We start from the raw sequence: 14,489 nt of genomic DNA on the forward strand, positions 1-14,489 counted from the left end.
GCCTTCGAGAAGCACGCCCCCTCCCAGCGAAGTTGCCGACGCTCGCAGCCGGTGCGGGCTGATGGCCCCGCCGTACCCGCCCTCCCCCGGCATGACGCCGCATCACGGCCCTGCAAACGGCCGGGAACGCCAGTGCCGTCCGCCTTCACCGCCAACACCCGGCGCAAGCACGGCACTTCCGGTCCTTTCCACGATTCGTATCCATGTAAGGAGCAGACCGCATGAGTGACTCTTCTGCCGGCACGCAGGGTGCTGGCAAAGCGGTGTTCACCGCCCGCACGGGGCGGCTGGCCGCGCTGCCACGGTTGCTGTCGCTGGACCAGAGCGGCGAGCTGACCAGCGCGCACGTGAAGCTGGTCGCGACGGCCGTGGGCCGCTCGGAGCGGGCGGTGTGGCGGTGGGTCGCCGAGGCGCGCGCCACCGGCCACGTCGATGCGGCGTCCCGGACACGGTTCCGCGTCACCCCTGAACTGCGGCGGCTGCTGGTGGTGTGGGGAGGCAACGCCTCCGCCGTGCACCGTGAGCTTAAGCAGCGGGCCCTGGACGAGCCCCGGCTGCCTGCGGCCCCGTCGCTGTCGACGCTCCACCGGGCGCTGCGGCGGGACCTGACGCCCGGGGAGCGGGCCGGGCTCGCCAAGGGGGAGGCTGCCCGGCGGGCCTTCGACGTGTTCGGGCAGCGCCCTCCCGCGCACCGCAACGCCGCCTGGGAGGGCGACCACAAGTGTGTGCCTGTGCGGGTGTTGCTCGAGGACCAGCTCGTGCAGCCCTGGGTGACCTGGTTCATCGACTGCCACACCAAAGTCATCACGGGGGTGGCCGTGACGCCCCATGCACCCAGCGCGGATGCGGTGCTGGCGGCCCTGCGGATGGCTCTGGACCGAGCCGATCCCTTCGGCCCGGCCGGAGGGCTGCCGGGCCTGATCAGGGTGGACCGCGGCAAGGAGTTCCTGTGTGCCACCGTGGCCTCGGCCCTGGGTGCCTTCGCCGTGCCCGTCGTCGATCTCCCGGCCTACAGCCCGCATCTGAAGGGCACCATCGAGGCGCTCAACGGTGCGGTCGAGGACATGCTGTTCGTCTCCATGCCGCGCTACGTACACCGGCAGACGCTCACCGGCGGGCGCACCGCGGATCCGGACGAGCCCGCGCTCACCTTCGAGGCGTTCGTGGAGCTGCTGCTGAAGTGGGTGCACTGGTGGAACACCGAGCACCAGCCCAGGGCGCTGGGCGGCCGCACCCCGATGCAGGCGTGGTCGTGCGACCCCACTCCCCTGCACGACGTTGCCGCCGAGCAGCTGGCCCATTTCGGGCTCGCGGACGACGGACGCACCCGCACCATCACCACGCAGGGCGTGCAGTGGCGCAATCGCCACTACATCGCCCCCTGGATGGTGGGCCAGGCCGGCGTCCGCGTCGCGGTGCGCCACCTGCCCCACCACGACCTGGCCATCGAGGTGTTCGGCCTGGACGGCGTACACCTGGGCAGCGCCGTCCTGGCCGAGGCGGCCAGCGAGGAGCAGGTCAGCAAGGTCCGCAAAGCCCGCACCTCCAAGGCGCGGCGGCTTCGCGCGGACATGAAGGCCGCCGCACGGCTGCGGCGCGAACGCTTCGAGGCCGTCACCACCGCCACCCCGCCCGAGCGTCTGGGTGCGCTGACCGAGGCGGAGGCCGAGGCAGAACTTGCCGCATCGGACGCCACGGACCTGCGGCGGGCCGATCCCGGTTACATCCCGCACCAGCCCGTCCCGGACGGCTGGGCCCGCCCGGTCCTTCCGGCCGCGGACGAGCCGGACGACAACGCCCCTGAGGAGAACGCGTGAGCGGCGACATGGACTACGGCAGGCTGCCCGCAGAGGACGAGGACCACTTCCACCGCCTCAATGCGCACCTGGTGGCCACCGATACGCTCATGACGACCCTGGACGACGTGCAGGCGACGATCGACGCCAAGGCCATGATGGTCGCCTACGGAGCGGCCGGATACGGCAAGACGATGTCGGTGAACTCGGCGCTGCGCAAGATCGCCCCCGACAACACCTACCGCCTGGAGCTGCGCTCGGGACCGACCCCCCGCGACATCCGCCACGGACTGTTTAACGCCCTGGGGCTGCCCGGGGAACCGCCGACCCGGCCGATCGAATTCGACACACTTCTGAAGGAAACGCTGTCGCAGACGTTCCGCGTGCTGGTGTGCGACGAGGCCCAGTGGATGGGCCGCAGTTCGTTCGAGTACTGGCGCCACCTTTGGGACGACCGCAATACCGACATCGCGGTGATCTTCGCCGGCGGCGATGGCTGCTACAAGGTCCTCAAGCGTGAACCTATGCTGGCGTCACGGATCTTCATCTGGCAGAAGTTCACGCGCATGCCCGAGGCCGAGGTCGTCGCCACCCTGCCGGCGTTTCACTCCTTGTGGGCCGGGGTGGACCCGCAGATGATCCGCAACATCGACCGGGCCGCGGCGCACGGCAACTTCCGCAACTGGGCCACCATCACCAAGCACATGCTCAACGGCATGAAGAAGAAGGGCCTGACCGAGGTCAAGCAGGACCTCGTCAACTGGGTGTACAGCAAGCTGGGCGGCATGTAGCAGCCGCCGCACATCCGCGGCGGCCCGGCGAGCCCGGGCCGCTGCCACAACCATTGCGCGCCGTACGGACCGGCCTGGCGCCTGGCCGATACGGGGCGGTGTGGCGGGGCGCGGCCGGGAGGGGGCGATGGCACTGGTGTACAGCGACGTGACGATCGTGGTGGACGAGCGGGACGACCTGTTCTACACCCGGGCGGCGCTGCAGGCGCACCGGCCCGGGGAAGGCCGCATCACCGTGCAGCCGACGCCGGCCAGCTCCAGCCCGGCCGCGCTGGCGCACGACATGCTGTATGCGCTGGGCAAGCGGCTGGCCCCCGGGCCCCACTCCCCCGATGTGTGGCTGGACTCGGTGAACGCGGCCTGGCTCGCCGCTGCTGCCTGGGGTGTCGCGATGGGGGTGCGGCACGTTGTGGTCCCCCGAGCTCATCTGCTGACCCTCCGGCGGATCGACCAACTGCTCGCCTGGCGCGAGTCGACGGGAGCTCAGCTGACCCTGCTGTGGCAGAAGCCGCCGCGCGGACTGCCGCCGTCGCTGGCCCGCGTGGAGCGCCGCATCAGCGGCCGGGACCAGTTCGAGGCGCTCCTCGCCGAGCCGGGACCGATACCCGCGCGCCCGTCCTTCCCTCCCGCTCTCCCGGCGATGACAGGACCGGCGGCGATGGCGACGGCTGCGAGGCAGGCGCCCGCCCCGCAGCCGCGCGGGACCGAAGCAGCGTCGACGAGGCCCGGGCGGCAAGCTCCCCCTTGTGCCGGTGCGTTGGCCACGGCGCAGCTGGTCCAGGCCGCCCCTGCCCTCGAGATCGCGCCCGAGGAGGCCGCCGCCCTGACCGCTCTCACGCACCCACTCATCGCTGGAGCGCTGAGTGTGCTGGCCTTCACCCAGACCGGCCTGGGCAGCCTGCGCTTCACCCGCGACCTCGACATCTCCGGCGACGTCTGCGTCATCAAGCTCCACGGGGCTGGCCATCGGCACTGCCCTTTGCACGCCGTGCCTGCCTGGGCGCGCCCGCTGCTGGCCGGCGCCCGCGCCCACCACCGTCTGATGGCCCACTCGCCCAGGGAGGACGTGTTCTCCCATGTCATGCTGGCCGAAGCCCGGCATCTGCGCGCGCACGCCGGACGTCTGCCTCAGCTCGACTTGTCCCTGCTCGCCGGCATCCTCGTCCCTTGAGCCGTGCGCAGCGAGGCACTCGCCCTGCGCCAAAGACGCGGCAGCGTGTTTATGCCGTGTTTGCATCAGGCCACCGGCTGGAGCAGGAAGGCCGGGGCCGGGCACGCCCGGCCCGAACCTACCTGCTGGCCGCTACCCGCTTCTGGGAGGTCAGGAACTGCCGGACACATGCACGGCTTTCAGTAGACCGGGGAGTGCGGGGAGGACTTCGTTGTAGAGCGTCTCCTGTTCGCAGCCGTGCCCGTCGGTCCGGGTGATCTCTTCAGCCAGGTCGCGCAGGGCCTCGATGCCGTCGCACGCCAGCTGGGCGGCGAGCTTGCGGTTCTCCTTCAGTTTCGTGGGCTCCTGGCGGTACTTGGTGCCGCCCCGGTAGAGGTCGACGGTCATCGCGACGGGTGTGACGGGCCGCCCGATGCGGTCGGCGAGGTTGCCGATGATGCGGATGCCGTGGGCGTCGAGGTCGCCCCATGCCGCGACGGGCAGGCCGTCGAGGCCGCGGAGGAATTCGGCCAGGCCGTCGGTCGCATAGCCCTTGCCCCAGATGCACAGCCAGGTGTCGGCGATCTCCGGGATCTTGCAGACCTGTTCGAAGGTGTCCTCGTTCTCGACCAGGAAGACGCCTCGGGCCTCGCAGGAGATCATGCCGAGGGCGCGGACACCGCGGGCGGGAAGCGCGAGCCAGGGGCGGCAGGCTGCCGCGTCGGCGATGACGGTACCGACGCGCCACTGCAGGGGGCCACGGATGCGTAGTTCGGTGTCGGCCTTGTCGACGGCCTGGTCGAAGGGGATACCGATCAGGTTGGAGAAGGCCTGCTGCCGGGCGGGGGTCCAGGCGCTCTTGGTGTCGCGCAGGCTACGTCCGGCGAGCTCCTTCGCGGTGATCTTGCGTGGTGCGCCTTGGGCGGGCCACCAGACGCCGGCGGCCCGGATGGCGATCTCGTATACCCGCCAGTCCTCGGCCCTGGTGGCGGTGCCTTCAGGGATCTTCAGGACCCGGCCGGGCGGGGTCGTGGCCAGCAGGGCGTGCTCATGGGCGAGCTCAGGGATGCCGGACATGATGTCGAGGAGCTCGCGGTGCAGGTCCTCGGGATGCTGGCGGCCCTGGAGTTCAGCGAGTTTGTCCTCGGCGAGTTCGGCCCATGACCGGGTCAGGGTCCATGAGCGCGGACTGTAGCCGGTGGCGTTGACGACGTCGCAGCGCAGGATGACGGCGCCGCAGCGGATGAGATCGGCCACGATCTGCCAGGCGTTGTCGCCGAGGTCGGCCTGGATGGTGGGCCAGCGTTTGGCGGTCTTGGTCTGCAGGACTTTGATCAGTTGTCGGGTGGTCAGGGCGGGTGGTGGGTCGTAGGGGCTCACGGGGTGGTCGGCGACGAGGTCGACCTGCCGGGGGCTGACGCGACGTCGGCGGTCTCGGGGGACGCGCACGTGGATGGTGTCGTCGCTGTCCTTGGTGATACGCGGCAGGGTGACGGCGGTGATGCCTGGCGGCAGGTTGCGCAGGGGAACGGTCTCGCGGCCGTGTGCCTCGCCGATGAGGAGTGGAGGTTGGGGGGTGAGGTCAGGCATGGGCGCGTCCTGCGGTGATCCAGTCTTCGGTGAGTTGGGTGCGGGCGCCGTTGCTGTCGAAGGCCCATGCGCTGGTGGGCTGGTTGATGATGTCGGCTGCTGATGCGTGGACGAACCACAGCAGTTCCCCGCAGACGTCGGCGGCGTCGGCAAGGACGCTGTCCTGGCAGGTGCCGAGGATGGTCAGGTGCTGGTCGCGTGCGACGTCGCGCAGGGCGGCGAGCATGTCCTTGCGGTTGACTTCCCCGAGGCTGTTGCCGAGTTCGTCCAGGATCAGGACTCTGCCCTGGGTGTGGGAGTCGGCCAGGAGCGCCGCGAGGACGAGCAGGATGGCGTGCACCTTGACCTGGGCGCTGTTGGCGTTTTCTCGGTAGGAGACGTATCCGCCGCTGCGGGAGCGTTTCCATCGCGGGATGACCTGCCACTGCCAGTCCCCGGCACCCTGGGGGCGGACGCTGATGTGCTCGAGTTTGGCTCCGTGGCCGTCGCTGCGCAGGTCGAGGTCGTGGAATGCGACGCTGATCTGAGCGAAGAGGCCGTCGAGGTGCTTTTCGATCATGTCCTGGAGGGTTTTCAGGTTGCGGGTGCTGGTGGCGACGCCATCGGTGAGTTCTGCGATCGCCTGCTGTCGGGCGTGCTGGTCGTGGGTGATGCGCGCTGCGGCGACCTCGTCCTGGTCCCGATGGCCAGCGAGGCGGTTGTCTAGCGGGGCTGCCACGTCGGCGAAGGTGAGGGAGGGGAGGCCGGCGGGATCGGTGTCGGCGAAGGACTGCATCATTTCCTGGCCCGTGCGGAGGTCTTGGCTGACGTCCGCGCCCGGGGTGCCATCGACGCCGTAGTGCTCGTAGGCCCGGCGCAGTTGGTCTTCCGATTGTCGGCGCAGGGCTGCCGGCCGGGAGGAACGGGTCTGGTCCGATGCCTGGTCCAGGAGGCGGGTGGCGTCTTCGAGGGTTGCGCCCCACTGCTGCTGCCACTGGGATGCGGCGACCTGCTCGCGCTGGCGTTCGAGAGCGGCCAGGTTGCGCTGGCGTTCCTTGAGCGCCTTGCTGGCCCCTTCCAGGGTGAGCTTTGCGCTGGTGAGGAGCTGCTTGTGGGAGGCGTGCCGGGCCACGGCGTCCTGCCAGACCTGCTGGAGCTCCTGCTCGTCGCGAGCGGCGTTGGCGGAGCGGCCGGCGAGATTGTCGATCTTGGTCTGGAGGTCGTTCTCCTGGGTGCCAAGGTGTGCGAGTTCTTCAGCCGCCTGGGCGGCTGCGTGCAGGGTCTGGGCCAGGGTGAGGGCAGCGGTGGCCGCGCTCATGGCTTCGGTGGCCGCGGTGCATGCGTGTTTGGCGGCTGCGAGGTCGGCGCGAGCCTGCCGGAGCTGGGCTTCGCGTCCGGCCAGGGTGTTGGGGAAGCCGCCCGTCACGGTCAGCGCCAGTGCCTGGTCACGGACGGCCAAGCCGTCGGACGAGGGAATCAGTCGCTGTTGGAGGGTGGCGAGGAAGCGGGTCACGTTCAGGGTGCTGTGGATGCCCTCGGGCAGGGCTTTCTGCCCGGTGTCGGAGGAGATGATCTGGGCGCCGGGCAGAGCGGCATGCAGCAGGCGGCGGGCCGTGTCTTCATGCTCGGGTTCGACGACGATCGCGTCCTGCCAGGGGGCCAGACGCGGTTCCCACTCCGGGCGGGCGGCCTCGTCCACGTTGAGCTGGTCGAGCAGGCCGTGCGCACGGATGCGGTGTTCGCCCAGCAGATCGATGGCGCGGCCTGCTTGACCGCTGCGGCCCTGCTCGACGTCGTGCAGGTGGGTGCGGGCACGGGTGACGGCGATCTTGGCTTCGTCGCATTGCAGCTCTGCCTTGGCGTGCTCGCGTTGGCGTTGCTCCAGGCGGGCGGCCGTGGCGGTGAAGTTGCTGCCGTCCCAGCCCTGCGCCGCAGGCAGCAGGGTGGCCCGCCGACTCCGCAGCATCGCTTGTTGCGTAGTCAACTCCGTCATTTTCCTGGACAGTTCGCCGACAAGTTGTCGGGCGTCGGACCATGCCTGGTGGGCTGCGCCTCTTTGGGTGGCGAGTTCTTCGGCGGACCCGAGCAAGTTCAGACGGTCCTCGGCGTCCTGCACCAGGACCGCGGCTGTCTCGGCGGCCTGCCTCTCCTCCTCCATGAGCGCGGCAACGCGCTGGTCACTGTGGTGGGCGTCGCGGTAGGAGGCCGCGAGGTAGCGGTGCCATGCCTCGTGGCCGCGCTGGAGGGCGAGGCGGGCGGTCTCGCGGGCGCGCACACCGCTCATCACCTGTTCTTCGGCGAGCAGTGCCTGGGTGTGCTCGGTCTGGGCCTTCTCGAGGCTGATCCGATGCTGCAGGGCCTGGCCGCGCAGGTCGTCTTCCTCCTCCAGCAGGGGGGTCATGCCTGACAGGGCGATCAGGGACCGGCCGATGTCGTGGGGCTCCATCTCGGTCAGCTGCTGGCTGAGCAGTGAGGGCACGGGCGGGCGCAGGGGGGTGTCGAGGTAGGTGAGGCAGCGCGGGGCGGTGCCGTAGAGCTTCTCGGCCATGGCGCGGGCGGACAGGAGCTGGCGGGTGCCCAGCTCGCGCCACAGGGCGTCGGCCTGGATGCTGCGCTCGTGATCGGTGGGGGCGTCGGCGACGTGCAGGCCTTCGGTCCAGTTGGCCTGCAGGTAGGGGGTGGTGGTCGCGATGCGGACCCAGACGGTCAAGGGGTTCGCGGCCGGTTCGTCGGGGTGGGCGAAGACGCCGACGATGTAGCCGTGGGTGACCGGGGACGCCTGGTGAGCCTGGTCGACGCCTGCTGCATCGGGGCGGAACAGGATGCCGCTGGCGTGCCGGCCCCCGTTGGTCTCCAGGCGCCACTGCGGATCGGCCAGCAGCAGGGAGACCGCGATGAGGAAGCTGGTCTTGCCGGAGCCGTTCGAGTCGTCTTTGGGGCCGAGACCGGAGACGGCGATGAAGGTCTCCGGGACGATCGGGACGGCGTGTGCTGTGAGCCGGGCGATGTCGAAGGCCTGGACAGCGATGAGCTGGCGGTCGCCGACGATGCCCCGGGACGGGTCGGAGGTGGGCGGGGTGGTCATGATCTGTCATGCACCTCGTGATCAAGAGCAGTGGCCGTCGGCACGGTGGGACGGGCGCGGCGCCGGCGGATCGATTCGGCGAGAGCACTGTCGGGATCGGCGAGCAGGATCAGCTGTTCGAACAGTTCGGCGCCCACAGCCGGCGTCAGCCGCAGGAACTGGTGGCCCAGGACGTAGCCGGTTCTGGTCCGGCGGACCAGGTCGGCGTGGGTGAGGCGCTGCAGCGCGCTGGTGAGAACGACGTCAGACGCCTGGCAGCCCTTGAGCTGGTCCCTGGGCACGGGGGTGCCCTGGGTCCACAGCTGCTCGGGCAGGGCGGTGCCGGACGCTCGGGGAATGGCGACGCTGAACAGCAGGATCAAGGTGAGGACGGCACGGTCGTCGCGCGGCAGGACTCCGATTCCTTCGTGCGCCAGACGTTGTCTGATCTCGTCGGTGTAACCGGAGAGGTAGCCGCCGCCGACCGCGAGCAGGGTGCGTCCGGATGCGGCCAGGACCTGTTCCACCACGATGCGCAGCGGGATCTCGGCGAGGGCACGGTAGTGGACGGACGGTACGGGGATCACGGCGGTCTCCACGGCACAGACCGCCGCTCGGACATCGGCCCGCCGGTTGTGGGACAGGGCTTGCAATGCCGGTACGTCCACGGGCTCACCCCTTCCTCGGAGCGGGCAGGATGTCGTAGCCGTTGCGCAGTTCGGCCACATCGCGCTCGGACCACAGCGCAACCATGGGGCCGAGGCGGATCATGCCGTCGCCGACGTCTGCCGCGAGGTGTCCGCAGGCGCGCAGGAACCGCAGGGCCGTCAGGAAGTGCCCGGTCTGCCCCAGCACGGCCGCGCCGTCGCGGGGCGCGAGGGTGTCCTGGAGAGGAGTCAGGGCGGCGAGGACGTCCTGCTGCGCAGCGGGTTGTCCTGGGTACAGCGGCTGGCTGGGGTCGGGCCAGCAGTGGCGGATGCAGCAGGCCAGGGTGAGCAGGCGGACGGTCGAGGCGGTTCGGTGGACGTCGCTGTCGCCCAGCGCGCCACTCGCCGGTTCCACATCGGGAGCCCAGCCGGTCATCAGCTCCTGGGTCCCGTTCGGGGTGACGACGTCGACCAGCCGGCGCTCCACATCGTCGGCGGCGCAGCGCAGCTGGGTGAGTCCTGCGCGGTCCGCCGGGACAGGGACCGTGCGCAGGGCTCGGGCCCGTGCCAGCAGGTAGGGGTCACTCATTAGGGCTCTGCGGTGCGGCTTCGGTGTCGTCGTTCATGTCTTGTGGGCTGTCGGGAATGCGGTACACGGTCACCGGCGAGGCGTAGGTGACCGGTCCTGCGGCGTCCACGATGACCTCGCGGGAGATGTCGAGCATGAGGGGGATGGCGGGGTCGGCTGCGGCGCGCAGCATGTCGACCAGGTGCTTGACTGCTACCTGCCAGGGCAGGGCACGCAGGCGGGCGGTGACATCGGCTTCGTCCTTTCCGGCCATGAGCAGGGTCACGGTGGCCTCTCGGCGCTGCCGTGCGAGCGCAGCCTTGGCGCGTGCGGACTCGACCGGATCCGGGCCGGGCGACTGCGTCGGAGGGCGCGGCAGGCGCTGCCGCGGCGGCGGGGGCTGGTGGTCGGCTGCGGCGGTGAGGATCTGGCCCGTGGTGATCTGGACGTGGGGCGGGTCGAAGACGGTCGTGGCGAACACCTGCGCGAGCGTTTCCGTGGAGGAGCGAAGGGCCGCAGTCAGGTACTGCTCGGGTAGGAGCATGCTGAAGTCGCGCCGGGTGGTGGCTTGCTGCATGAGCCGGTCGTGGAACTCGTGGACGGCTCCTGTGTAGCGCAGGGCTTCCCGGATCAGGCGGGTGCCGCCGGAACGCAGTGCGGGGTACTGCTCGGCGACGGCATGGACGAGGTGTTTCGCTTCCTCAAGCGATGTGGTGTGGGCGTGGTGGTGACGCTGGCCGAGCAGTTCTTCGATGGGCCTGGTGCGCACCAACCGCAGCAGGTGGTTGGTGTAGTTCGCAAGGCTCCGCCGGGCCTGGGCAATCTTGGCGGCCAGCTGCTCCTCGGTCAGGGAGCCGTTCAGAAGGCCTTCGCGGGCCCGGTCCAGCAGCATGGTGATCTCCTGGACACCGCCAGCCTCCCCCAGGCGCTCGTACACCAGCAGTGCGGCACCGCTGGTCGGGTTGAACACATACCGCTGGTCATATGACTTGCCGTGCAGCGACTCCAGCAGACGAAGTTTGATGAAGACCCGGAATCTTGAATCGAACTCGTCGGCGGAGGCCACCGCGGCGCAGGCCTGGGCTATCTCCCCGCGGCTCAGCCCGTGTTCGGAGCCGAAGTCGCCGAACACGTCCCGGACGGCCTCGGCGATGCGCAGTGCCACCGGATCGCGTGTCACTGCGCTCGGTGCAGCAGCGACCGGTGCCACGAATGGCGCTATGTGCTCTAGACCCTCCGCGTCGTCCTCCTGCTGCACGGAGAACAAGTCAGGCTGATCCGGCAAGTCCCCCTCCACCCCCGCATCACGCGCGTCCCTGGACCAGCATGACCGCTACCGGGCTCAAAGGGCCTGGAAACCACAAAACTTGTCTTTGTCGTTCCGCAGCCCCAGCTTCAGCCCCAGCCGCAGCAGTGAGCGTGTGTTAGGCGCATCGGGCTCACGGAGGTCTCTATCGTCCCTCTCGCTGAAGCGGGGCCTCGCGTCGAGACTGGCCGTCCCGGAAGGGGTGCGGGCAGCCGACAGGCCGATCTGGCGGGCACCCGGCTCATTTCCTGGCAGCGGCAGGAGACTGTGGCAGCGCCGGTGGACGGGGGCGGTCGTGGCCGACCAAGGGGCCGTCGGGATGGTCGTGGATCCAGGACAGTCCGCCCAGGTCGAGGCGTTGGCGGGTGCGGGTGACCGCTACATAGGCCAGGCGGGCTTCGGCGTCGTCGATGGGATCGGGTGTCGGCAGGGGGCCTGTCTGCTCGTCGGGCGTGTTGTCCTTGGGGCGGGCGAAGTCGTCCGCGATGAGCACGCGGGGCCATTCACGCCCTTTCGCCTTGTGGGCGGTGGAGACGGTGACCTGGGCGTGCGGCTCGGGGGCAAGGTGGGCGACGGCCGTGAGGATGGCCTCGGTGCCGTGGGTGTCAACGAGGTTGACCAGGGGCTGCAGGTCGCGGCCGGCCGGGTCGTGGGCGGCGTAGTCCTGCAGATCGCCCCATGAGGGGAAGAGGATCAGTTCGGGGTGGTGGGTGCGGCGGCCTTCCTTCAGGTCGCGGGCCGCGAACGCCAGGGCCTGCAGGCTGTCCCCTCCCCCGGCCAGGGCGACCCGATAGCCGGCCGCCATGAGGATCATGACCTGAGCCATGGCGCCGACGTTGGTGCGGCACAGTACGGCGTCCGGCTGGGTGACGGGGCCAATCTCGGTGGACACGGCAGGGGTGCCAGTGAGGCGGATCGGGGCATCGGCGAGATGCAGCCAGCGGTTGGCCTCCGCGGCGAGGTCGGGGCCGAAGCGGAAGGACTGGGAGAGGGTCAGCTGGGTGCCGTCGAAGCCGGTCATGACGTCTTTGGCGCCGCGCCAGTGATAGATGGCCTGGGCGGAGTCACCGACCATGACCAGCTGGGCGTGCTCGCGCTGGGCGAGGAAGATCTGTTCGACGACGGGGTTGGTGTCCTGGGCCTCGTCCAGCAGCAGGAAGTCGGCCTGGATGCGCGGCCGGGCAAGGGCCCAGATCTTGAGGTAGTGGTCGTGGTCGAAGCGGACGGCGCCGTCGTCCGGGTGCTGCAGGTCGGCCCAGGCTTTGCGTGCGAACGGCACGAGGTGGGCGGCGAGTTGGGCGTGGAGATCGGGGTCGTCCAGGCCGCGGAGACGGGGTACGTGATGGCGGGTGATGGCCTCGTCGGCGGTGTGGCAGAAGCGGGTGACGGTGCGCAAGGCGGCGTTGGACAGGGCGCGTTGGGAGATCTCGCGGTCGCCGATGCGGACGGCTTTGGTCAGGCCGAGGGCTTGTCCGGTCTGCCAGGCGGGGCGGCGGGGTGCGTTCAGGCGGCGGGTGTAGCGGTGGCCGACGGCGGCGTAGGCGAGGGCGTGGGCGGTCTTGCACTGCACCGTGCTTGGGAAGCGGGCGGCTGCGTCCTGGGCGATGGCCCGGTTGTAGGCGAGGTAGCGGCCGCGTCGGGTGGTGGCGCGGGTGAGGAAGGCGAGGGTGGTGGTCTTTCCGGTGCCGGCGCCGGCCTGCAGGGCGAGGTGGTGGCCGGCGTGGAAGGCGTCGGCGGCTGCCGTCTGTTCGTCGGTGGGGTTCACGGAGTGGGCCTCTCGGGGAGCCGCGTGAGTGCGTGCTCGACGGCGGCCAGCAGGTAGGCGGGGGTGGTGTGGGCCAGCAATTGGGACACCGCGCGGTCGAGGCGGTCGGTCTCCCGGTCGGCGTGCTCGGCCAGGGCCCGGCGCACGGCCAGTTCCAGGCAGCGCTCGGGATTCCGCCGGGCGCGGGGGGCGTCGGCGGTGAGGGCAGCGTGCACGGCGGGCGGGAAGGCGACGTTGAGCAGCACGCTGTGGTCGGCGTCCGGGTAGTGGGTGGTGATCACGTCGATGGGCAGCCGGGTGCCGAGGCGGTGGCGCAGCCGGTGGGCAGCGCGCTGCGGTGTCTTGGCGGCGACGAGGGCCATCAGGCGGGTGGCGTCGTGGTTGGCGGCGAGCGGCAGCAGGCGGGCGGCGCGGTGCAGGACGGGCGGGGGCAGGGGGCGGGTCATTGTGTTTTCCAGGGCGTGGTGGGGCACGGGTCATCCCCTTCGGTGCGGGCGGGGCGGGGAGTGGGGCAGCCGGGTGTGGATGTGTGCCGCGTGCAGGAGGGGGTCGAAGGGTTCCCAGCAGGCCAGGGCGAGGTCGGCGGCGCCGGGGACGGCGGCATGTGCCGGACAGCGCTGGGTGCGCCAGCGCAGCTGTTCGCCGTAGGAGAGGTGGCTAAGGTCGTAGATGGCCATCAGGGCATCATGCAGGGCAAGTTGGCCGTGCCGGGCGGTGGTGGGCAGCAGTTTCCACATCCCGGCCGGGCCGACGGAGGCGAGGACGGGGTTAGGACAGCGGTGACGGTGGCGGGTCTGGGCCACGCAGCGCAGGTCCTCGAGCCGCTGGTGGGTGAGGTAGCGGCACAGCAGCAGCTGGACGACGGGGCGGTCCGGTCCGCCAGTCGGGGAGACGGGCTGCGGGGTGGTGGGTGGGGCGGAGGTGAGAACCCCGGTGTCGATGAGGCGGCGGGTGCGAACGGCGAGTTGGCGGCGGATCACCTCGAGGCGGGGGCCAGCCTGGCAGGTCGGGGTGCGGTGGGGGCAGAGCACGGCATGCGGGATGCGGCACCAGGCGCTGTTGTCACCGTGCGGGTAGGCGATGCCGCCGCTGAGGTGCCAGCGGCAGGATTCGGGGACGTCGGCGGTGGCCAGTTCGGCGGGGTGCAAGGCGATGGGCCGCTGGTCGGGACGCTGGTAGAGGTCGATACGGTGGCCGCAGTGGCGGCAGCGGCCGGTCTGTCCGGCGCGCAGCAGGCGGCTGGGGCTGGTGGTGGTCACCCGGAGCGGGCGGGGGCGGTGGGTGGCGCGGGAGCTGCCGTCCCAGTGGCGGTCGTCGGGGGCGGGCGTGGGGCACATGGCCCGGACCGTGCCAGGCGACACGCAGGCGTGAGCAACGTGTCGCAGGTATGTCCCACGGCCGGCCCAACGAGCCCGCACACATGAGCGTTACTGCGGATGACTGTTCCATGCCTGATTGCCCGATCGGGTGATTCACGGCGTGGTGCGCACCGGGACGGAGCGAGAGTTCAGGAAGTGGCCGTGCCGGGCGGGGTGTGGTCGTCGCACAGGGCGCCCAGGAAGCGCTCGATGGGCACGTCGAAGGTGTGGGCGAGGGTGTGCCAGGTGGTGACACTGCCGGTGGTGCGGCCGTGTTCAAGGTCGATGAGGGTGCGCCGGGCAAGCCCGCTGCGGTCGGCGAGTTCGTCGAAGGTCCAACCGCGTTCGGCCCGCAGGCGCGCGAGCACGACGCGCAGCGCAGTGAGGTCGGGGTCTGGCGGCAAGATCGTCACCCGACAATCCGACGGTGCAGACCCCTGCCCCGTCAGTGCAGGTTTCTGCACTTTCGCCGGAG

The 14,489-nt window shown here is 70.5% G+C and carries 12 protein-coding genes; 3 read left to right on the forward strand and 9 right to left on the reverse strand.

Annotated elements, in window-relative coordinates; all coding sequences use genetic code 11:
- Positions 1-221 precede the first annotated feature (221 nt).
- The 3 genes from SPRI_RS00095 to SPRI_RS00105 all read left to right on the forward strand — a co-directional run bounded on the left by SPRI_RS00095 (position 222) and on the right by SPRI_RS00105 (position 3,758).
- Positions 222-1,817 carry a Mu transposase C-terminal domain-containing protein gene (locus tag SPRI_RS00095; RefSeq protein ID WP_158685267.1) on the forward strand — a complete coding sequence of 532 codons (1,596 nt, stop codon included), beginning with the start codon at positions 222-224 and terminating at the stop codon, positions 1,815-1,817.
- On the forward strand, positions 1,814-2,587 hold the full coding sequence (locus SPRI_RS00100) for an AAA family ATPase (protein ID WP_005322232.1): 774 nt from the start codon (positions 1,814-1,816) through the stop codon (positions 2,585-2,587). Before SPRI_RS00095 ends, SPRI_RS00100 begins: the two co-directional genes overlap by 4 nt.
- 127 nt (positions 2,588-2,714) lie before the next feature.
- Positions 2,715-3,758, forward strand: coding sequence for a hypothetical protein (locus SPRI_RS00105; protein WP_005322231.1), 1,044 nt, complete (start codon positions 2,715-2,717; stop codon positions 3,756-3,758).
- A gap of 150 nt (positions 3,759-3,908) precedes the next feature.
- On the opposite strand, the gene SPRI_RS00110 is transcribed toward SPRI_RS00105, so the two are convergent.
- The 9 genes from SPRI_RS00110 to SPRI_RS00150 form a co-directional block, all read right to left on the reverse strand.
- A complete protein-coding gene (locus tag SPRI_RS00110; RefSeq protein ID WP_005322229.1) occupies positions 3,909-5,327 on the reverse strand; it encodes a Wadjet anti-phage system protein JetD domain-containing protein in 1,419 nt (472 codons plus the stop codon).
- The gene (locus tag SPRI_RS00115) at positions 5,320-8,391 is read right to left on the reverse strand and encodes a hypothetical protein (RefSeq protein WP_005322227.1); all 3,072 of its coding nucleotides are present in this window, start codon (positions 8,389-8,391) and stop codon (positions 5,320-5,322) included. The genes SPRI_RS00110 and SPRI_RS00115 overlap by 8 nt, the downstream gene beginning before the upstream one ends.
- The gene (locus tag SPRI_RS00120) at positions 8,388-8,957 is read right to left on the reverse strand and encodes a hypothetical protein (protein WP_238996191.1); all 570 of its coding nucleotides are present in this window, start codon (positions 8,955-8,957) and stop codon (positions 8,388-8,390) included. Before SPRI_RS00120 ends, SPRI_RS00115 begins: the two co-directional genes overlap by 4 nt.
- An 85-nt stretch (positions 8,958-9,042) precedes the next feature.
- Positions 9,043-9,606 (reverse strand): hypothetical protein, encoded by a 564-nt coding sequence (locus SPRI_RS00125; protein ID WP_005322220.1) that lies wholly within the window; start codon positions 9,604-9,606, stop codon positions 9,043-9,045.
- The gene (locus tag SPRI_RS00130) at positions 9,599-10,765 is read right to left on the reverse strand and encodes a hypothetical protein (RefSeq protein ID WP_106428506.1); all 1,167 of its coding nucleotides are present in this window, start codon (positions 10,763-10,765) and stop codon (positions 9,599-9,601) included. The genes SPRI_RS00125 and SPRI_RS00130 overlap by 8 nt, the downstream gene beginning before the upstream one ends.
- A 367-nt stretch (positions 10,766-11,132) precedes the next feature.
- Positions 11,133-12,656, reverse strand: coding sequence for a UvrD-helicase domain-containing protein (locus SPRI_RS00135; RefSeq protein ID WP_005322218.1), 1,524 nt, complete (start codon positions 12,654-12,656; stop codon positions 11,133-11,135).
- Positions 12,653-13,102: a hypothetical protein gene (locus SPRI_RS00140; protein ID WP_037775695.1), complete on the reverse strand. Its 450-nt coding sequence runs from the start codon at positions 13,100-13,102 to the stop codon at positions 12,653-12,655. The genes SPRI_RS00135 and SPRI_RS00140 overlap by 4 nt, the downstream gene beginning before the upstream one ends.
- A 30-nt stretch (positions 13,103-13,132) precedes the next feature.
- Entirely contained in the window at positions 13,133-13,993 is an 861-nt protein-coding gene (locus tag SPRI_RS00145; protein WP_037775693.1) for a DUF6083 domain-containing protein, read from the reverse strand.
- 170 nt (positions 13,994-14,163) lie between these two features.
- Entirely contained in the window at positions 14,164-14,427 is a 264-nt protein-coding gene (locus SPRI_RS00150; RefSeq protein WP_037775690.1) for a helix-turn-helix transcriptional regulator, read from the reverse strand.
- Between the last annotated feature and the right edge of the window lie 62 nt (positions 14,428-14,489).

Origin of the sequence: Streptomyces pristinaespiralis (assembly GCF_001278075.1) — a bacterium.
In the GTDB taxonomy this organism is placed as follows: domain Bacteria; phylum Actinomycetota; class Actinomycetes; order Streptomycetales; family Streptomycetaceae; genus Streptomyces; species Streptomyces pristinaespiralis.

Coding starts and splice junctions, on each gene's coding strand:
- SPRI_RS00095 (WP_158685267.1), top strand. CDS start 222: ATGAGTGACTCTTCTGCCGGCACGCAGGGTGCTGGCAAAGCGGTGTTC.
- SPRI_RS00105 (WP_005322231.1), top strand. CDS start 2,715: ATGGCACTGGTGTACAGCGACGTGACGATCGTGGTGGACGAGCGGGAC.
- SPRI_RS00110 (WP_005322229.1), bottom strand. CDS start 5,327: ATGCCTGACCTCACCCCCCAACCTCCACTCCTCATCGGCGAGGCACAC.
- SPRI_RS00115 (WP_005322227.1), bottom strand. CDS start 8,391: ATGACCACCCCGCCCACCTCCGACCCGTCCCGGGGCATCGTCGGCGAC.
- SPRI_RS00125 (WP_005322220.1), bottom strand. CDS start 9,606: ATGAGTGACCCCTACCTGCTGGCACGGGCCCGAGCCCTGCGCACGGTC.
- SPRI_RS00140 (WP_037775695.1), bottom strand. CDS start 13,102: ATGACCCGCCCCCTGCCCCCGCCCGTCCTGCACCGCGCCGCCCGCCTG.
- SPRI_RS00145 (WP_037775693.1), bottom strand. CDS start 13,993: ATGTGCCCCACGCCCGCCCCCGACGACCGCCACTGGGACGGCAGCTCC.